This is a genomic window from Thioalkalivibrio sp. AKL10 (assembly GCF_000381845.1).
In the GTDB taxonomy this organism is placed as follows: domain Bacteria; phylum Pseudomonadota; class Gammaproteobacteria; order Ectothiorhodospirales; family Ectothiorhodospiraceae; genus Thioalkalivibrio; species Thioalkalivibrio versutus.
Genome location: NZ_KB907142.1, coordinates 333,706 through 357,097, shown reverse-complemented (window position 1 = coordinate 357,097; position 23,392 = coordinate 333,706). Strand labels below are relative to the sequence as shown.

Genomic DNA, 23,392 nt, shown 5'->3' with positions numbered 1-23,392 from the left:
GAGCGCAGCGAAGCAATCTCCATGGCCAGTCACCCGATCCCCACTGCTTGCCCTCATCAACCGATTGCTTCGCTGCGCTCGCAATGACGCATTTTCGCGGGTCCAAACAAAACGGGCCCCGTGAGGGGCCCGAATCGCGGTGCTGCCGGATGGCGGGTCAGGCGGCCTGGCGCAGGTTGGCCAGCAGGCCCCGGAGTTCCGAGGCCTTGGGCTTCACCAGCCAGAACGAGCCCTGGTAGTCGTCGAAGCGCTCAAGGATTTCACGGCCCCAGGCGCTGTCGGTCTCGTGCACGAATTCCGTGACGAGTTCCTCCAGGTAGTTCCGGTGCGCCTCCATCTCCTCGGTGTCGAGGCGGTGCAGGTCGATTAGCTCGTTGTTGATGCGGTCCGGGAAGTCGTTCTCCCGGTCCAGCACGAACGCGAAGCCGCCGGTCATGCCCGCGCCGAAGTTGATGCCGGTATTGCCCAGCACCACCATTACGCCGCCGGTCATGTACTCGCAACCGTGGTCGCCGATGCCTTCCACCACGGCGATCGCGCCGGAGTTGCGCACGCCGAAGCGCTCGCCACACTGGCCGGCCGCGAACAGCTTGCCGCCGGTCGCCCCATACAGGCAGGTGTTGCCCATGATGGTGGTGTCCTGGCTGGCGAAGCCGGAGCCCTCCGGCGGCCGGATCACCAGCTTGCCGCCGGTCATGCCCTTGCCGACGTAGTCATTGGCGTCACCCTCCAGGTACAGGTGCAGACCGCCGGCATTCCACACGCCGAAGCTCTGCCCGGCCGTGCCCTTCATGCGCACGGTGATCGCGGCGTCCGCCATGCCCTGATTGCCGTGGCGCTTGGCAATCTCGCCGGACAGTCGCGCGCCGATCGAGCGGTCGGTGTTGGCCACGTCGAAGTGGTATTCGCCACCCGCCTTGCTCTCGATGGCCTGGAGCATCTCCGCGACCATCTTCTCGGCGAGCTCGCCCTTGTCGAACGGTTCGTTCTTCGGCGCCTTGCAGAAACGCGGCTTGTCGGCCAGGTCGCCGCTGGCCAGCAGGCCGTTCAGGTCCAGGTGCTGCTGCTTGGGCGTCTCGCCAGGCAGGATCTCCAGCAGGTCGGTGCGGCCGATCAGGTCGGTCAAGCTGCGCACGCCCAGCTTCGCCATCCATTCGCGGGTCTCGCGGGCGACGAACTGGAAGTAGTGCATGACCATCTCGGGCAGCCCGATGAAGTGGTTCATGCGCAGCACCTTGTCCTGCGTGGCCACACCCGTTGCGCAGTTGTTCAGGTGGCAGATGCGCAGGTACTTGCAGCCCAGCGCGACCATCGGGCCGGTGCCGAAGCCGAAGCTCTCGGCGCCCAGGATGGCCGCCTTGATCACGTCCAGGCCGGTCTTCAGGCCACCGTCGGTCTGCAGGCGCACCTTGTCGCGCAGGTCGTTGCCGCGCAGGGTCGCGTGGGTCTCGGACAGGCCCAGCTCCCACGGGGTGCCGGCGTACTTCACCGAGGTCAGCGGGCTGGCGCCAGTGCCGCCGTCGTAACCGGAGATGGTGATCAAGTCGGCATAGGCCTTGGCCACGCCGGCGGCGATGGTACCGACCCCGGCCTCGGAGACCAGCTTCACCGAGACCAGCGCATCCGGGTTGACCTGCTTGAGGTCGAAGATCAGCTGCGCCAGGTCCTCGATGGAGTAGATGTCGTGGTGCGGCGGCGGCGAGATCAGGGCCACGCCGGCATTCGAGAAGCGCAGCTCCGCGATCATCTTGTTGACCTTGTGCCCCGGCAGCTGGCCACCCTCGCCGGGCTTGGCGCCCTGGGCGACCTTGATCTGCAGGACTTCGGCGTTGACCAGATAGTGCGGGGTCACGCCGAAGCGGCCGGAGGCCACCTGCTTGATCTTGGACATGCGCTCGGTACCGTAGCGCGAGACGGCCTCGCCGCCTTCGCCGGAGTTGGAGCGTCCACCGAGGCGGTTCATCGCGGTGGCCAGGGCCTCGTGGGCCTCCGGCGACAGCGCGCCCAGGCTCATGCCGGCGGAATCGAAGCGCGGCAGGATGTCGGCCTCGGGCTCGACCGCGTCAAGCTCGATCGGCTCGATGTCGTCGCGCACCTTGAGCAGGTCGCGCAGCACGGTCACCGGGCGTTCGTTCACCAGGTCCGCGTATTCCTTGTAGATCCCGTAGTCGCCGGACTGCACCGCGCGGTGCAGGGTCTGGATCACATCCGGGTTGTAGGCGTGGTACTCGCCGCCGTGGACGTATTTCAGTAGACCGCCCTGGCCGGCGCTCTTGCGCGGGTTCCAGGCCCGCTTCGACAGCGTCTCCAGATCCGCCTGAATGTCGGCGAAGCGGGTGCCCTGGATGCGGCTGGTGGTGCCCTTGAAGCAGGTCTCCACGATTTCGTCGGACAGGCCGACGATCTCGAACAGCTGCGCGCCGCGGTAGCTGGCAATGGTGGAGATGCCCATCTTGGACAGGATCTTGAACAGGCCCTTGTTGATGCCGCGGCGGTAGTTCTGCGCCAGGGTCAGCGGGTCCGCGTTCGGGATCTCGCCGGACTGGCACATGCCATGCAGCGCGGAGTAGGCCAGGTACGGATAGATCGCGGTGGCGCCGTAGCCCAGCAGCACCGCGAAGTGGTGCGGATCACGCACGGTGGCGGTCTCGGCGACGATGTTGGCGTCGGTGCGCAGCTTGGCGCCGATCAGGGCATGGTGAACCGCGCCCACGGCCAGCGCGGCCGGGATCGGGCGGCGTTCCGGGTCGATGCCGCGATCCGACAGGACCAGCACCACGGCACCGTCGCGCACGGCCTCGACCGCGTGCTCGGTCAGGGCCTTCACGGCGTTCTCCAGCGAGCCGGAATGGACGTCGTAGTTGAGGTCCATGCGCTCGACGCGGAAGGCGTCCTCGGTCTGGTTGCACAGCTCGCGGAACTTGGCCTCGGACAGCACGGGGGAGTCGGACACCAGGCGGTGGGCGTGGTCCGGGGTCTCCTCGAACAGGTTCTGTTCGCGGCCGAAGCAGGTCTCCAGTGACATCACGATGCTTTCGCGCAGCGGGTCGATCGCCGGGTTGGTCACCTGGGCGAACTGCTGGCGGAAGTAGTCGAACAGCGAACGGGTGTGGCTGGAGAGCACTGCGAACGGGGTGTCGTCGCCCATGGAGCCCACGGCCTCCTGCCCGGCCTCGGCCAGCACGCGCAGGATCTGGTCGCGTTCCTCGAAGGTTACGTCGAACAGCTTCTCGTAGGTCTCCAGGCGCTCGGGCGGCATCGGTTCGCCGGAGAACAGCTGGTTGTCGTCCAGCTGGCTCTTCAGGTGCTTCACGTGCGCGCGCAGCCACTGGCGGTAGGGCTGGCGGGTGCGGTTGATGCGGTCGACGTCCTCGGGCTGCAGCAGCTCGCCGGACTCGGTATCCACGGCCAGCATCTGCCCGGGCTTCAGGCGCCCCTTGGCGACCACGTCCCCGGGGGCGTAGTCGTACACGCCGATCTCCGAGGCCAGGGTGATGTGGCGGTCCTTGGTAATCACGTAGCGCGCCGGGCGCAGGCCGTTGCGGTCCAGGGTGCAGGCGGCGTAGCGGCCATCGGTCAGCACGATGCCGGCCGGGCCATCCCAGGGCTCCATGTGCATGGAGTTGTATTCGTAGAACGCGCGCAGGTCGGAGTCCATGTGCGCGACGTTCTGCCACGCCGGCGGGACCAGCAGGCGCATCGCGCGGAACAGATCCATACCGCCGGCTAGCAGCACCTCCAGCATGCTGTCCAGGCTCTGCGAGTCGGAGCCCGCCAGGTTGACCAGCGGTTCCAGCTCGGCCAGTTCCGGCAGCTTCTCGGTGGCGAACTTGTGCTGGCGCGCGATCGCCCAGTTGCGGTTGCCCTGCACGGTGTTGATCTCGCCGTTGTGGGCGAGGAAGCGGAACGGCTGCGCCAGGCCCCACTGCGGGAAGGTGTTGGTGGAGAAGCGCTGGTGGAACACGCAGATTGCCGTCTCCAGTTCCGGGCGCTTCAGGTCCGGGTAGAACACCGGCAGGTTGGCCGGCATCACCAGACCCTTGTAGGAGAGCACGTGCGCCGACAGGCTGGGCACGTAGAACACGGGGTCGTCGCCCATCGCGATCTCGGCGCGGCGGCGCACCACGAACAGCGCGCGTTCGAAGTCGGCCGCGTCCATCTCCGCCGGGGCATTGATGAACACCTGCAGGATGTGCGGCTGGCTCTTCATCGCCTCGGCGCCGCAGGCCTCTTCCGGATTGACCGGCACCTCGCGCCAGCCGGCAAGCCGGAGCGGGCCGCGCTCGATGGCGCTCTCCACGGCGGCGCGGGTTTCGGCGATCTTTGCCGGGTTGATGAACACGATGCCGGCGGCGAAGCGCTCGGCCAGTTCGATGTTCGACTCGGAGGCGAGGGTGCGCAGAAAGGCCTCGGGGGTCTTCATCAGGAGCCCGCAGCCGTCACCGGTCTTGCCGTCGGCGGCGATCGCGCCGCGGTGGGTCATGCGTTCCAGGGCCTTGATCGCGGTGTCGACCACCCAGTGGCTGGCTACGCCGTCCATGTGCGCAATGAGGCCGAAGCCGCAGTTGTCGCGCTCGAATTCGGGGCGGTAGAGGGTGCCGTTCAGTTGGTTCTGTCGCATCGGTCAACTCCGGTCGCAGCGCGCGGGGCCATACGCGGGCGCGGTACGTTGGTCAGGGCCGTCCCTGGAAAAAGAACACGGAAAAAGGCGCAGGAATATAGCCGAACCGTTATTCTCCCGGCAAACCGGGGCCGGTCAAGAAGACACGACATCGACGCAGGTTAAGTCGTGGTGACCAAGCAGCGCGGGGATCAGTCGCGCACGGCGTTCTGGACCGAGCCGATGGAGCGGATCCAGGGTTCGTCGCGGCGCACGGCGGCGGGCAGGTCCTCCGCGGCGCGCTGGGCGGCGGCCCGGTCGGGGAAGACTCCGGCCAGGATGACCACGAATTCGCGGTTGTTGACGCGCGTTGGGATATAGCGGATCCCGCCCAGGTCGTGCTGATCGGCATACGCCCGTGCGGCCCCCATGTTCGGCGCGGCCAGCAGCTGGATGGTCGTGGCGCCTCCGTCCTGGTCGTTCAGCCAGGCGCGGTCGTTGCGCAGGCGCTCGGCGTCGGCATCCTCTGCGGCCGGCTCTTCGGTGGCGGCTTCCGGCTCGGGCGTGGGTTCGGGTGCCGGTTCAGGCTCCGGTTCCGGAGTGCTTTCTGGCTCGGCCGGCGGTTCGGATGCGGGCGCCGTCTCCGTGGGTTCCGCCGCCGTCTCGGGTTCGTCCGCGGCCGGGTCCTGGGGGGCGGTCTCCCGCTCGGTCGGTTCGGCTTCGGCCGGAGGGGGCAGGTCCAGGGGGGCGGCCACGACGACCTCGTCGTCGGTGATGGCTGCCGGCCCCTCGGGCGCGGGTTCCGGCTCGGCCTCGGTGATGCGCGGCTCGGGCAGGGGTAGTTCGATGATCTCGGTATCGGTCGGCGCGGATTCCGTCTCCAGCAGTTGCCAGGCGACCGGGGCGGCGATGCCCAGGGCCACGGTGATGGCTACCGCCGGGACGAACCAGCGCTGGTTCCAGAAGGCGACGTTCTCCGCCGCCGGCGGCTCCGGGATGCGGTGATCGGCGTCGATGCCGCCCGGCTCGCCCGGCGGCGCCTCGGGGGCTGTCGCGCGGGGCGGGTCGGGTCGCGGAGTGGACGCGGCAAGAGCCTCGGCCGCCGGGGTGAAGCGGTCGTCGTCCGGGTCGCGGCTGGCGCGGATCGTCGTCTCCGGGGGCGTTTCGCTCGCCGGCTCGGCCTCGCGGGTGGAGGGGGTGAGCGCGGGCTCCCCGTCTTGCGGTTCGATGTCGGTGTCTGTCTCGGCCGCCTCGCCCGCGGCCACCCCCGGGGCAGTGCTGCCGGCGGCTGTGGCTGCGGCGACGGTCCGGCGCTCGCTGCGGCACTGGCGTTCGAGGAAGCTGTTGGCTTCGCGGTTGAGGTTGCCGGGCAGGCCCTGACTGGTGGTCTGCAGGTGATGGATGGCGTCTGCATCCAACAGGCGATCGGGGTCGGCCAGGCCCGCGGCCTGCAGGCGGTGGCGCAGGTAGGCCGCGGTCTGCTCCAGGTTGAACGCGCGCAGGCTGACGCGAGTGACCTGGTCCTCGTCGGAGGGGTCGGGCAGGTATAGGCGGCGGCGCAGTAGCCCACTGGAACCGACCAGGATGATGCGCGGGGCGCGGCCCTGCCTGGCAAGGATCTCGCTGCGCATGCGCATCAGGTTGTTGACGATGTCGGTGCCGACCAGGTGCGCGTCATCCATCGCGATAACCGGGTCGACGCCTTCGGCGACGCGGTCGCCGAGGAGTTCGGTCAGTGGGCGGTCGGGATCGTCCGCGTTCTGCGAGCGCAGGTAATTGCGGATGGTGTTGTCCACCGACTCGAACTGGGTGTTGATGCGCGCACGGAAGGCGATCAGCTCGAACGGGTCGGGCAGCATCGCCAGCAGTCGCATTAGCTGGAGGCTGCGGCCGGAACCGTTCTCGCCGGTCATCAGCACGACTGCGCCGGGGCCGTTCAGGGCAGCCCGCGCGGACTCGAGCAGGCCATCCAGCAGCGGGTCGCTGTAGATGAAGGTCTCGTCGGGCGCGTCGTCAAACGGCGGCGCGTGCAGGCCGAGGTGTTCCAGGCATTGTTCGGAAAGCGCCATCGAATTCCTTTTCAGGTCAGCGTGCCCAGGTCGAACAGGCGGTGGTGTTCACGGATGGCGTGGCGATCGGTCATGCCGGCGATGTAGTCGGCGATGGCGCGTTGCGGCCCGTGCGCGTCGTGGGTGGCCATCTCGTCGGCATGCCGCTGGTAGTGCTCGGGCATCAGGCGTGGCTCCGACTCGAACGCGGCAAACAGATCGTGGATCAGCTGGCGGGCCTTGTGCATTACCCCGTGGACCTGGTGGTGATGGTAGAGGTTCTCGCGCAGGAAGCCCTTGAGCTCGCGCGCCTGTTCCGCCATCTGCGGGCTGAAGCGGATCAGTGCCTCGCCGGCGCGGCGCACGTCGTCGGGGGTTTGCGGGCGCTGGTGGTCGATCGCGGCCTGGCTGGTCTCGATCAGGTCGCCGACCAGGGCGTCGATCATGCGCCGGACGGTCTCGTGCTGGATGCGACGCGGGTCCAGGTTCGGGTACCGGGCCTGGACCGTCTCGCGGCAGTCGCGGAACAGGGTGACCTCGGCGAGGCGGTCCATGGTGAGCAGCCCGGAGCGCAGGCCGTCATCGACGTCGTGATTGTTGTAGGCGATTTCGTCGGCGACGTTCGCGAGCTGGGCCTCGAGGCTCGGCTGTTCCTTCTGCAGGAAGCGCACCCCGATCTCGCCCAGCTGGCGCGCCTTCTCGGGTGCGCAGTGCTTGAGGATGCCCTCGCGGGTCTCGTAGGTGAGGTTGAGGCCGTCGAAGTCGGCGTAGTGGCGCTCCAGCAGGTCGACGATGCGCAGCGACTGCAGATTGTGCTCGAAGCCGCCGTGCTCGCGCATGCAGGCATTCAGCGCGTGCTGTCCGGCATGCCCGAACGGGGTGTGGCCGAGATCGTGCGCCAGCGCGACGGCCTCGGTCAGGTCCTCGTTCAGTTGCAGGGCGCGCGCGATGGAGCGCCCGATCTGCGCGACCTCCAGCGAGTGGGTCAGGCGGTTGCGGAACAGATCGCCCTCGTGGCTGATGAAGACCTGGGTCTTGTACTCCAGCCGGCGAAAGGCGCTGGAATGCACGATGCGGTCGCGGTCGCGCTGGAAATCGCTGCGGTGACGCGGCGCGGCCTCGGCCTGGGCGCGGCCGCGCGAACGTGCGGGGTCGCAGGCGTAGGGCGCCAGGCCCGGTGTGGCGGCGCTGGGGGTGGCCATGGTTTCAGGCGACACGGGCATGCTCGTGCAGGGTGTCGTCCAGGGCGTCCTGATCGAACGCGTCGGTGAGGACGGCTTCGCCAATGCCGCGCAGCAGTACCAGGCGCAGGCGGCCGCTGGCCACCTTCTTGTCGATCGCCATCAGTTCGCGGAAGCGGTCCGGGGTCACCGCCCCCGGCGGTTCCAGGGCCAGGCCGGCGCGCTGGATCAGGGCCTCGGCGCGTTCGCGACCAGCGGTATCCAGCCAGCCCATGCGTTCGGACATGCGTGCGGCCATGGCCATTCCGGTGCCCACGGCCTCGCCGTGCAGCCAGGCGCCGTAGCCCATGCCGGCCTCGATCGCGTGGCCGAAGGTGTGGCCCAGGTTGAGCAGGGCGCGAATGCCGCCCTCGCGCTCGTCGGCGGCGACGATCTCGGCCTTGCAGGCGCAGGAGCGACGGATCGCGTAGGCCAGCGGTTCGGGTTCCAGTGCGCGCAGGGCGTCGATGTGTTCCTCCAACCAGGCGAAGAACTCGGCGTCGCGGATCAGGCCGTACTTGATCACCTCGGCCAGGCCCGCCTGTAGCTCGCGCTGGGGCAGGGTCTTCAGCGTGTCGGTGTCGATGACGACGGCGCGTGGTTGATGGAAGGCGCCGATCATGTTCTTGCCCAGCGGGTGATTGACACCGGTCTTGCCGCCAACCGAGGAGTCGACCTGGGCGAGCAGGGTGGTTGGGACCTGAACGAAGTCGATACCGCGCTGGTAGATCGCGGCGGCAAACCCGGCGATATCCCCGACCACCCCGCCGCCCAGGGCGACGATGCGGCTGCCGCGATCCAGGCGCGCCTCCAGCAGCCGGGTCAGGATGGTCTCTACCGTCGCGAGGGTCTTGTGCTGTTCGCCGTCGGGCAGTTCGATCCATAGCGGGTCGCTGCTGATGTCGCAGGCGGTGAGGTTCCGGCGCAGGGCGTCGCCATACAGCGGCCCGACCGTGGTGTTGGTCACCACGGCGACGCGCCGGCCGTGCAGCGCCGGCCGGAGCCGCTCCGGTTCGCCCAGCATGCCCGGCCCGATGTGGATCGGGTAGCCGCGTTCGCCCAGTTCTACGTTGAGACTTTCCATGCCCGTCATCATAGCGTGCGGGCCGACGGCGGCGTAAGCCGGGCATTCCGCATGGTGCGGATCGCTTCACGGACTTTTGCAATTGGCGCCGGTTGGATTACCATAGGGAGTTCTGCATGGTCGCCCGGAGTGTTTGGCGGCCGGTTTTGTTATTTTTGATCGAGATGATCCTGCATCCGTTTCGGAGATTGTATGCCGCACGTACGAATTCGTGAGAACGAGCCCTTCGAGGTCGCCCTGCGCCGTTTCAAGCGCACCTGCGAGAAAGCCGGCGTGGTCGCGGAAGTCCGCCGCCGTGAGTACTACGAGAAGCCGACCACCGAGCGCAAGCGCAAGGCCGCTGCCGCGGTGAAGCGTCAGCTGAAGAAGAATTCCCGCGACATGACTCGTCGGGTGCGTTTGTACTGAACCCCGTCCGGGTGGCTGCCCGGACCCGAGGACCCAAAGATGTCGCTCAAGGCCCGGTTGCAGGATGACGTCAAGCAGGCCATGCGGGCCCGGGCCAAGGACCGCCTGGCTGCATTGCGCATGATTCAGGCCGAGGTATCGCAGTTCGAGGTGGACGAGCGGCGCGAGGCCGACGACGACACCGTGCTGGCGATCCTCAATCGCATGCTCAAGCAGCGGCGTGATTCCATCGATCAGTATCAGAAGGGCGGTCGCGAAGACCTCGCCGAGCGCGAGGCCGCCGAGGTCGTCATTATCGAGGAATACATGCCCGAGCCGCTGGACGCCGCCGCGCTGGACCAGTTGGTGAGCGAGGCGATTGCCGAGACCGGGGCCAGTGCCCCGGGTGACATGGGCCGCGTCATGGGGGTGCTGAAACCCCGGGTCTTCGGGCGTGCGGACATGGGCCAGGTGAGCCAGAAGGTCCGCGCCGCCCTGCAGGGCTGACTACGGGCCGGATCCCGGCCGAACTCCCCGGGCCCATCGCGGCCCCTATCCCGATTTCGTCGGAGCGAGTGTTCCATGGCTTCCAATCCGATGCAGTTCCTGGACCTCCCGCGCCAGGACCCCCAGAAGACTCCCGCCGAGATCCGGATCCACGAATTCGGCGAGATCATTGGTCAGTTCGATCCCGCCACGGCCGGTCAGCAGGCCGGCCGTTGCCTGGCCTGTGGCAATCCCTATTGCGAATGGAAGTGCCCGGTCCACAACTTCATCCCCAACTGGTTGAAGCTGGTGGAGGAAGGCAATCTGTTCGCGGCCGCCGAGCTTTCGCACAAGACCAACTCGTTGCCCGAAGTCTGTGGCCGCGTATGCCCGCAGGATCGTCTGTGCGAGGGGGCCTGCACCCTGAACGACGGCTTCGGCGCGGTCACCATCGGCTCGGTCGAGAAGTACATCACCGACGAGGCCCTGAAGGCCGGCTGGCGCCCGGATCTGTCGGATGTCACCCCGACCGGCAAGCGGGTCGCGGTGATCGGCGCCGGGCCCGCGGGATTGGGCTGCGCGGACATCCTGGCGCGCAATGGCGTGCAGGCGGTGGTGTATGACCGCTATCCGGAGATTGGCGGTCTGCTGACCTTCGGCATCCCGCCGTTCAAGCTGGAAAAGCACGTGATCCGCACCCGCCGCGAGATCCTCGAGGGCATGGGCGTCGAGTTTCGCCTGAATATCGAGATCGGCCGCGACATCGCGATGGACGCTTTGATGGAGGAATACGATGCCGTGTTCCTCGGCATGGGCACCTACACCGCGATGCAGGGCGGTTTCCCCGGCGAGGACCTGCCGGGCGTTTATCCCGCCCTGCCGTTCCTGATCTCCAATATCCGCCAGGTGATGAACTGGCCGCAGGAAGAAGGCCACGAGTTCATCGACATGGCCGACCAGCGGGTGGTCGTGCTGGGTGGCGGCGACACCGCGATGGACTGCAACCGCACCTCGATCCGCCAGGGCGCGGCATCGGTGACCTGCGCCTACCGCCGCGACGAAGACAACATGCCCGGTTCGCGCAAGGAAGTGGTGCATGCGCGCGAAGAGGGTGTGCATTTCGAGTTCAACGTGCAGCCGGTGGAGATCGTCGGCGACGGCAAGGTCGAGGGCGTGAAGGTCGTGCGTACCCAGATGGGCGCCCCGGACGAACGTGGCCGCCGCCGTCCCGAGCCGGTCCCCGGCTCCGAACACGTAATCCCGGCCGACCGGGTGCTGATCGCCTTTGGCTTCCGTCCGTCTCCCTCCGACTGGTTTGCCGACTACAAGATCGGCATCGACGAGGGCGGCCGCGTGCAGACCGCGGGCGAGCATGCCTTCCAGACCGGCAATCCGAAGGTCTTTGCGGGCGGCGACATGGTGCGCGGCTCCGATCTGGTGGTCACCGCCGTCTTCGAGGGCCGCGAGGCCGCCGAAGGCATCCTTGAATACCTCGGCGTTTGAGCCTTTCGATGTCCCAGAACCTGAAGAACGACCTCCTGCTGCGAGCCCAGCTGCGCGAACCGGTGGAGCGTCCGCCGATCTGGATCATGCGCCAGGCCGGGCGCTACCTGCCGGAGTACCGCGAGACCCGCGCCCAGGCCGGCAGCTTCATGAGCCTGTGCCAGAACCCGGAGCTGGCCTGCGAAGTCACCATGCAGCCACTGCGCCGGTTTCCTCTCGATGCGGCGATCCTGTTCTCCGACATCCTCACCATCCCCGACGCGATGGGGCTGGGTCTGTATTTCGAGACGGGCGAGGGCCCACGTTTCCGCGAGCCGGTGCGTACGCTGGAGGCGATCGAGAACCTGCCGGTGCCGGACCCGGAGCAGGAGCTACGCTACGTGATGGACGCGGTGCGCCTGATCCGCCGCGAGCTGGACGGCCAGGTCCCGCTGATTGGTTTTGCCGGCAGCCCATGGACCCTGGCGACCTACATGGTTGAGGGCCAGGGCTCGCGCGACTTCGCCGAGACCAAGCGTCTGATGTACGGCGAGCCGCAGGCGATGCACGCCCTGCTGCAAAAGGTCGCCACCGCGGTGACCGATTATCTGAATGCGCAGATCCGCGCCGGCGCCCAGTCGGTGATGATCTTCGACACCTGGGGTGGTTCGCTTACTCCGCGGGCCTATCGCGAGTTCTCGCTGGCCTACATGCAGCGCATCGTCGACGGGCTGATCCGTGAAAACGATGGCCGCCGCGTCCCGGTGACGCTGTTCACCAAGGGTGGTGGCGCCTGGCTGGAAATGATGGCGGATACCGGGGCGGATGCCCTGGGGCTGGACTGGACCATCGAGATCGCCGAGGCCAGCCGGCGGGTCGGCGATCGCGTTGCGCTGCAGGGCAACCTCGATCCGTCGGTGCTCTACGCACCCGAGGCGGTAGTCCGCGAAGAGGCCCAGCGGGTGCTGGATGGTTTCGACCGCGACACGGGTCATGTCTTCAATCTTGGCCACGGCATTCATCCGGGGATCGATCCGGAGCGGGTCGCCGCGATGGTGGATACCGTAACCAACTACCGACGCTAGTCCGGCCGGCGCGAGCGTACGGCCCGGTTATTATTCCGCCGTGGCCGCCGCCTCTTCGGCGCCGGCCTCCGCCAGCATCCTCTCCACGTCCGCGCGGGTTGCGCGTTGCATCGGGCGTCCGTCCACCGGCGACGGTGGCGCCTGGCGCAGGCCGTCCAGCGCGAATACCGTGAGCTCAACATCGGTGTCGTCCGGTCCGCGGAAGGCGAGGAAGGGGATGCGCTGTTCGCGCCCCTGCCGGCTGCGGTAACGGCGCTCGCCGGTCTCGCAGTGAATCCCCCGATCCCCCATCTCCAGGATGACCTCTTCCACTGTCTCGGCGAAGGCATGCAGGTTGATCAGCGGTTGCGATTCCACTAGCCCTTGCAGGAGCGGGCCGACCAGCCGCGGTTCCAGGTGCTCCAGGCGTTCCATCACGACCAGCGCCGCTTCCAGGCGGCCGCGGTAGGCGGCGCGGCTGGCGGGGCTGGCAAACAGCCGGCTGCGTTCGATGGCGGCGTCCTGGATCTCCAGGTTGCCGGGCATGTCGTGTCGGGCGTCCACGCCCAGGTGTTCCGCGGCTTTCCGCTTGGCCAGCCCGAAGTCCCGGATGCCGTCGTCGAGCATGATGCGAGCGGCTTCCTGGGCCAGCTCCTGGCGCGCGCGCGAGGGGCTGGCCATTTAAAAGACCAGTTCGGGTTGCTGGTTTCCGCTACTGCCGTTCTCGCCGTTCCCCGGAATGACGTGTCCGCGTTCCGGGATCTGGTGGGGTAGCAGCCACTGTTTGCGCGCGCCCGGGGCGTCGTCGCTGGGGGCGCGCTGGCCGTTCGGCAGGATGGCGACTCGCACCAGGTCGTTGGGGCGCTCCACCGGCCGCTCCGGCTGGTCGGCCAGCACGCTGCCCATGAAGCGGGTCCAGATTGGCAGGGCCGCGCGACCGCCACTTTCGCGTCGGCCCAGCTCGCGGTTGTCGTCGAAGCCGATCCAGGCGGTTGCGACCAGCTCCGCGTTGAACCCGGCGAACCAGGCATCGCGGTAGTCATTGGTGGTCCCGGTCTTGCCGGCCAGGTCGGACCGGCCCAGTTCCATGGCTCGCCGGCCGGTCCCGGATGTGATGACGCTGCGCAGCATGTCGCTCATCTGCCAGGCGACACCGGGATCCAGGACCGGTACCGGATCGGTGTACTGCAGCGGGCCACTGCTGGCGACCAGCGGCAGATCCTGTCCCTTCGGGTTTGTGCAGGGTGCGGGGCACGCTCGTTCGGTCGGTGCCTCGTACAGGGTCTCGCCGTCCGCCGTCTCGATGCGGGCGATGATCCAGGGGCTGTTCAGGCGGCCGCCGCTGGCGAACACGCCATAGGCATTGTTCAGCTGCAGCGGGGTGAGGGAGCCGGTACCCAGGACCATGGACAGATTGTTCGGCTGCCTTTCGAGGTCCAGACCGAAGCGCGTCAGTTCCTGGTGCACGTTTCCGGTGCCCAGGCGGTCGAGCAGGCGAATGGAGGCCAGGTTGCGGGAATTCGCGAGTGCCTCGCGCAGGGTGGTCTCGCCGTGGAAGCGCCGCGAGTAGTTCTGCGGGCGCCATTCGGCCCCCAGGGCGGGGTCGTTGAAGACCATCGGCGCGTCGATCACGGTCCCTTCGGGCCGGTGGCCCTCGCGCAGGGCCAGGGCATAGACCAGCGGCTTGAACGCGGATCCGGGCTGGCGTTGTGCCTGGGTCGTGCGGTCGTAGCGGTTTTCAAAGAAGTCGAACCCGCCGGCCAGTGCCAGGATGGCGCCGTCCTGAGGGGCCTGGGCGATCACGGCGCCGGTGACTTCCGGCTTTTGCGCCAGGCGCCAGCGGCCGTCGGTATAGGGACGTATACGGATCACGTCGCCGCGTTCAAGCGCCGGGGATCCGGCCCATTCGCGGTCTTCCGGCAGGACTTCCAGTTCGCCAATGCGGCCGCCGTCGACGCGCAGTACCCCGGCTTCGCCCTGCCCCAGGACGACGGCCGGGAACAGAAGCCTTCCGTGCACCCCAATGGCCATCAGCGCGCGCTCGCGTGCCTCGGCGTCCTCCAGGGTATTGTCGGGAAGCCGCATTTCGGGACCGCGAAAACCGTGACGCTCGTCATATTCCAGCAATCCTTCGCGCAGCGCCTGGTTGGCCGCTTCCTGCTGGCGGGAGTCGATCGTCGTGTGCACCTGCAGGCCGCGACGGTAGGCGTCGTCACCCCACAGGTTCACCACCATCTGGCGCGCCATTTCGGCGACCCAGTGGGCATCAATCTCGGTGGCTGTGGTGTGGCGTTCCGACAGCACCGGGCGCTCGATGGCGGAGGCATAGGCATCCTCGTCGATCACCCCGGTCTCCAGCATCCGCCGCAGTACGTAGTTGCGGCGGATCTCGGCCCGTTGCGGGTTACTTACCGGGTTGGTGGTCGATGGCGCCTTGGGCAGGGCGGCGAGCGTGGCGACCTCGTCCAGTTCCAGCGCATCCAGCGAGCGGCCGAAATATACCCGCGAGGCGGCCTCGATCCCGTAGGCGCGCTGTCCCAGATAGATCTTGTTCAAATATAGCTCGAGGATCTCGTCCTTCTCGAGTTCCTGTTCCAGGCGGATGGCCAGGAAGATCTCGCGCAGCTTGCGTTCGTAGGTCCGCTCGCGCGTCAGGAAGATATTGCGCGCGAGCTGCATGGTGATGGTGCTGCCGCCCTGGCTGCGCTCGCCGCCGGTGGAGATCACATTCAGTCCGGCGCGGGCAAGACCCATGACATCCACACCCGGATGGTCATAGAAGCGCTCGTCTTCCGCCGCAATAAAGGCATCGCGGACTTGCTGCGGGATCGCGTCAATCGGCACGGGAATGCGTCGTTCTTCCGCGAACTCACCCATAAGGCGGCCATCCGCACTGCGGACCTGCAGTGGCGTCTGCAGACGCACATCGCGCACGGCGTCGGCCTCCGGGAGGCTCGGCGCGTAGTAAACATAGAGAGCGGCCGCCGCGATGGACAGGCCGATTCCGGCTGCCAGCATCAAGGCCAACAGCGCCGTAATAATCTTAAGGAGCGGATTCATGACAGCAAGAAAAGTGAGGCCAAGATGAGAAGTCGCTTTCAAAGCGACTTGCAACCCTGAAGTCGCGGTGTATATTGTGAACCAGCTAGCATACGTGATTGTAACGCTACCAGTTACTTTCGTCGGGGTATACAGGGGGATGTGTGCTGAGTCTCGGAAAATCCAAACAAGGGCTCCTGGGCGTGGATATCAGCTCGGCAGCCGTCAAGGTGCTGGAGCTGACGCGACAGGGTAAGGGCTTTCGGGTCGAGGCCTTCGCGGTCGAACCGCTGCCCGATGGGGTGATGGTCGACAAGGTCTGTCAGGACACCGAGGCCGTGGGTAATGCCCTCGCCCGGGCGGTCAAGCGCTCCGGCACCCGCCTCAAGCACTGCGCGATGGCTGTGCCGTCCTCCGCCGTGATCACCAAGACCATCCAGATGTCGGCCGCGCTGGGCGATGCGGAGCTCGAGGGCCAAGTCTTCGTGGAGGCGGATCAGTACATCCCCTACACACTTGAAGAGGTCAACCTGGATTTCCAGGTCCTCGGCAAGAACGAGAAGAACCCCGAGATGGTCGATGTGCTCGTGGTCGCTTCGCGCCGCGAGAACGTGGACTCGCGCGTGGCCATCGCCGAGGCGGCCAAGTTGACCCCCGAGCTGATCGACGTCGAGGCATACGCGATCGAGCATACCGCCGAGCGCCTGATGGAGCAGGTCCCCGACCGCGAGAGCAAGCCGATCGTGGCGGTCGTGGATGTCGGCTCTTCGGTGACCGCCGTGTATGTCGTCAGTCAGGACGAGGGCGTGGTGTACACCCGCGAGCAGAATTTCGGCGGCCGCATGCTCACCGAGGAGATCATGCGGCGCTACAGCATGAACTATCAGGAGGCCGGCTCCGCCAAGATGAGTGGCGACCTGCCGACCGACTACGCAAGCTCCATCCTCGAGCCCTTCAAGCAGACCATGGTCGACCAGATCCTGCGGCTGCTGCAGTACTTCTACGTGACCCGCCCGCAGGACACCATCGATCACATCCTCCTGGGGGGCGGCTGTGCGGCCATCCCGGGCGTGGACGAACTGCTCGAGGAGGCCGCCGGCACGCCGGTATCGATCGCGAACCCGTTCCGCGGGATGGCGTTGGCCAAAAGGGTCAACCAGGAACGTTTTGCCAATGATGCCCCGGCGCTGATGACGGCCTGTGGCCTGGCCGTGCGGGGGTATGCGTCATGATTTATATCAACCTCCTTCCCTGGCGCGAGAAGGCACGCGAACAGCGGCGCAAGCAGTTCTTCGCCGCGGTTGGTGGCGCCGCGGTGGTCGGCGTCCTGCTTGCCTTCGTTGGCTACAGTTTTATCGGCGCGTTGATCGACCACCAGCAGTCGCGCAACCAGATGCTGGAAAGCGAGATCCGCGAACTGGATCGTCAGATCGCCCGGATTCGCGATCTCGACGAACAGCGCGAGGCCCTGATCGCCCGAATGGAAGTCATCCAGACCCTGCAGGCGCAGCGGCCCGAGGCCGTGCATCTCTTCGATCAGCTGGTCGAGACCCTGCCCGATGGTACCTACCTCAACGAGGTCCGCCAGGAAGGCGAGAATGTGCGCCTGGTCGGGCGCTCCGAGTCCAACACCCGGATCTCCGCGCTGATGCGCCGGATCGATGGGTCGCCCTGGCTGGGTAGCTCCAACCTGCAGATTATCGAGACCCGCGAGGAGGGTCGCCTCCAGGTGCGTGACTTCCGTCTGGATGCCACGCAGACCCGGCCGGATGCCGAAGAGGGGGATTCCTGATGGATCTCAATGAACTCAAGCAGGTCGACTTCAACAACATCGGGGAAGCCTCCTGGGGCGTGAAGGGCCTGATCCTGGTCGTGATTGTCCTGGCCATCCTCGGCCTGTCCTATTACCTCTTCATCGGCGATCAGCGGACAGAGCTGGAGCGCGCGGAGAGCCGCGAACTGCAGCTGCGCGACGAGTTCGAGGACAAGCAGCAGCGGGCTGCCAACCTACAGGCCTATGAGGACCAGCTGGAGGAGATGGAGCGCATGTTCGCCTCGCTGCTCGAGTTGTTGCCCAGCAGCGCCGAGATCCCCAGCCTGCTGGTCGATGTCTCGCAGACAGGGTTGCAGGCGGGTCTCGAGATCGAGCTGTTCGAGCCGCGCGGCGAGAACCGCCGCGACTTCTACGCCGAGGTCCCGATCCGTCTGCGCGTCCGGGGCGATTACGAGGATCTCGCGGAGTTCGTCAGCGGTGTCTCGGCCCTGCCGCGCGTGGTCACCATGCACAACATGCATATCCGTCCGGGCGCTTCCGACAACGACCTGCTGATGGATGCGGTCGCCCGAACCTATCGCTACCTGGAGGAGAACTGATGAGGCATTCTTCCATGCGAGCGGTATGGCCGGGACTGGCCATGGTCCTGACGGGCGGGATCCTGCTGTCGGGCTGTACTCAGGACAACCGTGACCTCGAGCAGTACATCGCCGAGGTCAAGGAGCGCCCGGGGAGCGGGATCGAGCCGATCCCCACCCTGGAGCCGCACGAGCCCTATCTCTATCCGGGGCATACCCGGTCGCCTTTCGACTCGTCGGTGATCGCCCAGCCGGAGCTCGCCGCGGCCGAGGGGCAGCCAGGAGACGCCGAGATTGATCCTGACCGCCCGCGCGAGTTCCTCGAGGGCTTTCCGCTGGATTCGCTGCGGATGGTCGGGTCGCTGGAGCAGCATGGCGTGCGCTACGCCCTGGTCCGGACCCCGGATCGAGGGGTTCAGCGCGTCACTGCGGGCAACTATATGGGCCAGAACCACGGGGAGATCATCGAGATCACGCCGACCCAGATCCGGCTGGTCGAGATCGTGCCGGATGCCTTCGGCGGTCACGTGGAACGTGAAAACTCGGTGGCGCTGACCGACTAGCGGTTGGGGGGGAAGAAGATGATGACGAGCATTCGCCGCAAGGTCGGCACAACCAACAGGGGATTCAACATGGGTTCTTCCATGCGCGCTTTCGCAGGCACGGTCGTTGCGGGCCTGCTGTTCATGGTGTCCCAGGGGGTGGCTGCCACCGAACTGGAAGAGATCCGGGCCGGCAGTCTGAGCGGTGACCGGGTGCAGGTGAACCTGCGCTTCTCGGAGACGCCGCCCTCCGATATTCGCGCCTTTGCGATTGATTCACCGCCGCGCATCGCGTTGGATCTGCCCAATGTCGGCAATGCATTGCCGCGGCGCGAGACGGACCTGAATGTGGGCCCGGTGCTCCGGGCGAGCACGGTCGAGGCGGGCAACCGCACCCGCGTGGTGCTGAACCTGACTCAGGCCTCCGAGTACCAGACTCGAGTCGAGGGCAATAATCTCATCCTTACGCTGGGCCGCGGGGTTTCCGAGGCGGATGCACGCACCCAGCAGGTCGTGGATCGTGCGGGTGAACCCGCTGCCACGACCCGCAGCGCCCGACCCATGGAGATCACGGGTATCGATTTCCGGCGAGGCAGCGAGGGCGAAGGTCGCGTCGAGGTGGATCTCTCCCGCTCTGGCGCCGAGATCAACGTTCGCGAGCAGGCCGGCCGCATCGAGATGACCTTCCCGCGCGCGATGGTTGACGAGTCGCTGGAACGTCGCCTCGACGTGGTCGATTTCGCCACCCCGGTGCACACGATCGACACCATCGCCGAGCGCAATCGTGTACGCATGGAGGTCGAGGCGCGCGGCGAGTACGAGATCATTTCCTACCAGAGTGATCGCCAGTTCGTCCTCGAGGTCGCCCCGATTTCCGAGGCCGAACGCCAGGCCCGCGCACGGGAGGAAGAGGAGTACGCCGGCGAGCGCCTGTCCCTGAATTTCCAGGACATCGAGGTGCGCTCCGTTCTGCAGTTGCTGGCGGATTTCACCGATCTGAACATCGTGGTCAGTGACACGGTGGGTGGCAACATCACCCTGCGCCTGAACAACGTCCCCTGGGACCAGGCGCTGGATATCATCCTGCGTGCCCGCGGGCTCGACAAGCGAATGGACGGCAATGTCCTGTACGTCGCCCCCAGCGAGGAGATCGCGGCGCGTGAACGCCTGGAGATGGAGGCACAGCGCGACCGTCAGGAACTGGAGCCGCTGCGCACCGAGTTCGTGCAGATCAATTTCGCCCAGGCCGAGCAGATCGCGTCCCTGATTCGGAGTGACGAAGGCGGGCAGTTCCTGTCGGAGCGTGGCAGCATCACCATCGACACGCGCACCAACACCCTCCTGGTGCAGGATACCCAGAGCCGGATCGAGGACGTCCGTCGCCTGGTCTCGACGCTGGACGTACCGGTTCAGCAGGTGCTGATCGAGACCCGCATCGTGATCGCGGAGGATACCTTCAACCGTGAGCTGGGCGCCCGCTTCGGAATCAGTGGGACTCGCGGAGACAGAGGAACTCGTCTTGGTGTTTCGGGTTCCTCAGAAGGGGCGGGAGGAACCGAATCTGACCTTCAGGAAGGTGGTCTTGGCGCCCGTGGGAGAGGTACGGGTCCCGGTGCAGCAGGAATTGGCGGCATTGCTCTTGGCGATCGTCTGAACAGTTCGCTGCCTGCTGGTGGTAACGCGGGGAGTGCCGGCCTCAGCATCCTGCGCAGCGGTATCCTGCTGGATCTGGAGCTTTCGGCTCTGCAGGTGGAAGGCCGCGGCGAGATCATCTCCAGCCCGCGTGTGATCACCGCCAATGGCCAGACGGCGACGATCAAGCAAGGTGAAGAGATCCCGTTCCAGGAAGCCACTGCATCCGGCGCGACTTCGACCCAGTTCATCGAGGCCGTACTGTCGACGGAAGTGACGCCGCAGATCACGCCGAACGGCAACGTGATCCTCGACATCAAGGTGACAAAGGACGAGCCCAGCCAGCGTGTGATCCTTGGGGTGCCGGGGATCAACAAGCGCGAGGTGGAGACCCAGGTCTTCGTCGGCAACGGCGAGACCGTGGTCCTGGGCGGTGTGTACGAGATCGACAGCCGCACCAACCTCGAGAAGGTGCCGTTCTTCGGGGATATCCCGTTCCTCGGAAACCTGTTCCGCAACCGCTCCACGGAGAATTCCAAAGCGGAATTGTTGATCTTCGTGACGCCGCGCGTACTCGACTGAGCGCAAGGTGTAGCGTCGGGGCTTGCCCCCGATGGGTTCGATCTCGAAAGCCGGGGCCTGTCCCCGGCTTTTCTTTGGGTGGCCCAGCCAGTAGCCTTGGCGCCCATGCAGAACATCGTACTGGTAGGCCCGATGGGGGCCGGCAAGAGCACAATCGGGCGCGGCCTCGCGGGGCTGCTGCGTCGGCCGTTCTTCGATACCGATCAGGAGATCCAGCGGCGTACCGGTGTGGATATCCCGACCATCTTCGAGTTCGAGGGCGAGGGCGGTTTTCGCAGGCGCGAGACGGCGATGCTGGAGTCGCTCTTGCAACAGGAGGGCGCGGTGATTGCCACCGGCGGGGGGATTGTCGAACGCCCGGAGAACCGGGAACAGCTGCGCGATCAGTTCGTGATCTACCTGCGGGTGCCGGTAGAGGAGCAGTTCCGGCGGACCCGCCGCAACCGCAAGCGCCCGCTGATTGCGGAGGCCGCGGACCCGAAGGCCCGCCTTCAGGAGTTGTTCGCGGTCCGCGATCCGCTCTATCAGGAGGTCGCGGACCTTACGCTGGAGGGCAAGGGGCGGCGGGTGCGCGACGCGGTCAAGGGCGTATGCGCGGCCCTGCAGGTGCAGCGCCCCGACCTGTGCCAGCCCCGCCCCGACGGGTAGTTGGCTCCTCCACGCAGGAGGCAAAGACAAATCGGATTAGCCACGGGCTTCAGCCAATCGCGGGGAGCGTTGGGTCCCCTCCGCTGCGGTCGGGTGTGGTGGAGCGCAGCGAAACGCATCAGTTCCCGCGTCGTGTCCGTCCCTTGATGGGATTCGCTGCGCTCATCCCATCCTACGACCCGGCGGCTGGCTGAACGCCTTTGCGAGTCAGGAAGAGAAAATCACCAACAGAAAGCCGGAAAATGCGCACAAGGGGCCTGTGCCCCCGGCATCACCCGCAAAACATCCTTCCGATCTTCCAGCCTTCCTGTGAACCGCGTATGACCGGTTGCGTGTCGTTCCCGCCGGGTCGCGTTGATCGTCAGTGGCGGGTGTTGCCGCCGCCATCGGGGACGAACATGCCGTCCTGCGATGGCGGTGAGCGGCGCCCGTGCGAGGCGTGGTGAAACAGCAGGCGCCAGCCCGTGTCCAGCCAGCGCCAGGTCTGGCTGATCAGGATCGTCCCGGTGGGCGCGACGTCGCCCGGTCGCGTGATCGCCTCTTCGATGACCAGGCTGATGATCTCCCCGGTCTCGTGGCGGCCCACGATCTTCGGTTCGATCCCGATATTCAGTTCACGCGCGAAGACCAGCAGCCAGCTCTCCATCACCTCTGCCACGCCCCGGTGGGCGCGCGGGCTGCCCGGGTGGATGCAGACGATGTCGGGACGCTCGCCCCACAGGCGCATCATCTGTTCGATATCGGCGGCACGAAAGGCGGCGTAATACGCCTCGACGCAGCGATCGGCATCCGTCGCCATCAGTGCACGCCCCCGGTGGGCCATTCCGGCGTGGGTTCCGGGTCCGGGCTAGCGTGGTGGAGCACCATGCGCCAGCTTTCCCCATCATGGCGGTAGCCATTGGTCGCCAGCATGACGCCGCGCCGTTCACCCTGGACATACAGGTTTTCGCGCAATACGTGGAGGGTGAGGTCTTCGCCCGGGATGGCCGTCACCTGGGTCCGGTGTACGATCACCCCGCGCATCCCCGGCAGGATGTCGTCCCAGCTTTCCAGGATGATGTCCGTTCCCTGCAGGCGCTCGCCACCTGGGTGGATGCAGACGCACTCCGCACTGTCGTGCCAGATTTCGCGCATGCCTTGTGCATCGCCTGCCTGAAAGGCCGCGTAAAAGGCGGCTTCGGCGGATTCGGGAGAAGGGAACGTGGCCATACCGGTCGGGGCCTCCTGAGGCAGAGGGGTTATTGTCGCAGGAGCATCCGCGGATGACGAATATGCGAGATGACGTAATGGGCGCGACCCGCCAGAATGGCGCGCATTCATCACGGGAGCCCGTATGGCACGTATCCTCGCGACCGGCATTGTCACGCTCGACCACACCCTCGATGTTGCAGCCTTCCCGGCCGAGGACGACGAGGTCCGGGCGCTCGCCAGCACCACCCAGCCCGGAGGCAACGCGACCAACACGGCAACGATCCTGGCGCAGTTCGGCCACCGCCCGGGCCTGGCCGCGGTCATCGCCGAGGGTGCGGCCGGGGATGCCTTGAGCGAGTCCCTGGAGGGCCACGGACTGGATGTTCGTCACTGCGTACGCCGGCCCGGAGCGACGCCGACCTCCCATATTCTTCGCTCTAGGGCGACGGGAAGTCGCACCATCGTCCATCATCGCGACCTGCCCGAACTCGGGGTGGAGGATCTCGCGGGCGTACCCTGGCCGGAATATGACTGGCTGCACTTCGAGGGGCGTAACCCGGAGGCCCTTGCGTCCATCCTGCGCGCGGTGCGCGAGTGCATCTTTGACCAGCCGGTGTCGCTGGAGCTGGAGAAGCCCCGGCCGGGGCTCGACGCATGCCTGGACTATGCCGATGTCCTGATGCTCTCGCGCGACTGGGCGGCGAGCGTGGCGGGCACTCCCGAGGCTGCGCTGCAGCAGCTTTCCGAGCGCTTCCCGGATCGCATCCTGACCGTGACCGCCGGGGCCGAAGGGGCCTGGATGGCCGTGCGGGGCGCGATCCACCATTGTGAAGCGACGCCCGGACTGCGGGTGGTCGACAGCGTGGGGGCGGGGGATACCTTCAATGCCGGGTTGATCCACGCGCTGGTCTCCGGGGAGCCCCCGGAGCAGGCTTTGACGGCCGCTGTGCGCCTGGCGGAGCGCAAGCTCGAGCAGGTCGGCCTGGACGGGCTGGGTGACGCGGCCTCCGACCCGGGAGCGTGGCCCGGATAGCC

19 protein-coding genes are annotated in these 23,392 nt (G+C 66.7%); 11 read left to right on the top strand and 8 right to left on the bottom strand.

Annotated features, from left to right (window positions below; genetic code table 11):
• Positions 1-157: 157 nt before the first annotated feature.
• The 4 genes from gltB to aroB form a co-directional block, all read right to left on the bottom strand.
• Positions 158-4,621, bottom strand: coding sequence for a glutamate synthase large subunit (gene gltB, locus G333_RS0101730; RefSeq protein WP_019627489.1), 4,464 nt, complete (start codon positions 4,619-4,621; stop codon positions 158-160).
• Positions 4,622-4,812: 191 nt separating this feature from the next.
• Positions 4,813-6,669 (bottom strand): SPOR domain-containing protein, encoded by a 1,857-nt coding sequence (locus G333_RS0101725; protein WP_019627488.1) that lies wholly within the window; start codon positions 6,667-6,669, stop codon positions 4,813-4,815.
• A gap of 11 nt (positions 6,670-6,680) precedes the next feature.
• Positions 6,681-7,850, bottom strand: coding sequence for a deoxyguanosinetriphosphate triphosphohydrolase (locus G333_RS0101720; protein ID WP_018144552.1), 1,170 nt, complete (start codon positions 7,848-7,850; stop codon positions 6,681-6,683).
• A 4-nt stretch (positions 7,851-7,854) separates the two neighbouring features.
• A complete protein-coding gene (gene aroB / locus G333_RS0101715; protein WP_019627487.1) occupies positions 7,855-8,964 on the bottom strand; it encodes a 3-dehydroquinate synthase in 1,110 nt (369 codons plus the stop codon).
• 180 nt (positions 8,965-9,144) lie between these two features.
• Between aroB and rpsU the strand changes: the two genes are divergently transcribed.
• The 4 genes from rpsU (at position 9,145) to hemE (ending at position 12,392) form a co-directional block, all read left to right on the top strand.
• Complete coding sequence (gene rpsU, locus G333_RS0101710; protein WP_018144550.1) at positions 9,145-9,360, top strand: 30S ribosomal protein S21; 216 nt, start codon at positions 9,145-9,147, stop codon at positions 9,358-9,360.
• Between the two features lie 39 nt (positions 9,361-9,399).
• The gene (locus tag G333_RS0101705) at positions 9,400-9,846 is read left to right on the top strand and encodes a GatB/YqeY domain-containing protein (RefSeq protein WP_018176191.1); all 447 of its coding nucleotides are present in this window, start codon (positions 9,400-9,402) and stop codon (positions 9,844-9,846) included.
• Between the two features lie 75 nt (positions 9,847-9,921).
• Positions 9,922-11,328, top strand: a complete 1,407-nt coding sequence (locus tag G333_RS0101700) for an FAD-dependent oxidoreductase (protein ID WP_018144548.1) — start codon at positions 9,922-9,924, stop codon at positions 11,326-11,328.
• A gap of 8 nt (positions 11,329-11,336) precedes the next feature.
• The gene (gene hemE, locus G333_RS0101695) at positions 11,337-12,392 is read left to right on the top strand and encodes a uroporphyrinogen decarboxylase (protein WP_019627486.1); all 1,056 of its coding nucleotides are present in this window, start codon (positions 11,337-11,339) and stop codon (positions 12,390-12,392) included.
• A gap of 30 nt (positions 12,393-12,422) precedes the next feature.
• Here hemE and G333_RS0101690 read toward each other — a convergent pair whose 3' ends face one another.
• Both G333_RS0101690 and G333_RS0101685 read right to left on the bottom strand, forming a co-directional pair.
• Positions 12,423-13,052, bottom strand: coding sequence for a hypothetical protein (locus G333_RS0101690; RefSeq protein WP_018168287.1), 630 nt, complete (start codon positions 13,050-13,052; stop codon positions 12,423-12,425).
• The gene (locus G333_RS0101685) at positions 13,053-15,431 is read right to left on the bottom strand and encodes a penicillin-binding protein 1A (protein WP_019627485.1); all 2,379 of its coding nucleotides are present in this window, start codon (positions 15,429-15,431) and stop codon (positions 13,053-13,055) included.
• A 143-nt stretch (positions 15,432-15,574) separates the two neighbouring features.
• Between G333_RS0101685 and G333_RS0101680 the strand changes: the two genes are divergently transcribed.
• The 6 genes from G333_RS0101680 (at position 15,575) to G333_RS0101655 (ending at position 21,166) form a co-directional block, all read left to right on the top strand.
• The gene (locus G333_RS0101680; RefSeq protein ID WP_038037860.1) at positions 15,575-16,642 is read left to right on the top strand and encodes a pilus assembly protein PilM; all 1,068 of its coding nucleotides are present in this window, start codon (positions 15,575-15,577) and stop codon (positions 16,640-16,642) included.
• Positions 16,639-17,202: a PilN domain-containing protein gene (locus tag G333_RS0101675; RefSeq protein ID WP_018650536.1), complete on the top strand. Its 564-nt coding sequence runs from the start codon at positions 16,639-16,641 to the stop codon at positions 17,200-17,202. The genes G333_RS0101680 and G333_RS0101675 overlap by 4 nt, the downstream gene beginning before the upstream one ends.
• Positions 17,202-17,783, top strand: coding sequence for a type 4a pilus biogenesis protein PilO (locus G333_RS0101670; RefSeq protein WP_018650535.1), 582 nt, complete (start codon positions 17,202-17,204; stop codon positions 17,781-17,783). Before G333_RS0101675 ends, G333_RS0101670 begins: the two co-directional genes overlap by 1 nt.
• Positions 17,784-17,797: 14 nt before the next feature.
• Complete coding sequence (locus tag G333_RS0101665; protein WP_018650534.1) at positions 17,798-18,325, top strand: pilus assembly protein PilP; 528 nt, start codon at positions 17,798-17,800, stop codon at positions 18,323-18,325.
• An 18-nt stretch (positions 18,326-18,343) separates the two neighbouring features.
• Positions 18,344-20,518: a type IV pilus secretin PilQ gene (pilQ, locus tag G333_RS0101660; protein WP_026340855.1), complete on the top strand. Its 2,175-nt coding sequence runs from the start codon at positions 18,344-18,346 to the stop codon at positions 20,516-20,518.
• 105 nt (positions 20,519-20,623) lie between these two features.
• On the top strand, positions 20,624-21,166 hold the full coding sequence (locus G333_RS0101655) for a shikimate kinase (RefSeq protein ID WP_019627482.1): 543 nt from the start codon (positions 20,624-20,626) through the stop codon (positions 21,164-21,166).
• Positions 21,167-21,527: 361 nt separating this feature from the next.
• Here G333_RS0101655 and G333_RS0101650 read toward each other — a convergent pair whose 3' ends face one another.
• Both G333_RS0101650 and G333_RS0101645 read right to left on the bottom strand, forming a co-directional pair.
• Complete coding sequence (locus G333_RS0101650; RefSeq protein ID WP_018168283.1) at positions 21,528-21,989, bottom strand: nuclear transport factor 2 family protein; 462 nt, start codon at positions 21,987-21,989, stop codon at positions 21,528-21,530.
• A complete protein-coding gene (locus G333_RS0101645) occupies positions 21,965-22,375 on the bottom strand; it encodes a nuclear transport factor 2 family protein (RefSeq protein WP_019627481.1) in 411 nt (136 codons plus the stop codon). Before G333_RS0101645 ends, G333_RS0101650 begins: the two co-directional genes overlap by 25 nt.
• Positions 22,376-22,499: 124 nt before the next feature.
• Here G333_RS0101645 and G333_RS0101640 point away from each other — a divergent pair, with 124 nt between their 5' ends.
• Positions 22,500-23,390, top strand: coding sequence for a PfkB family carbohydrate kinase (locus G333_RS0101640; protein WP_019627480.1), 891 nt, complete (start codon positions 22,500-22,502; stop codon positions 23,388-23,390).
• Positions 23,391-23,392 lie beyond the last annotated feature (2 nt).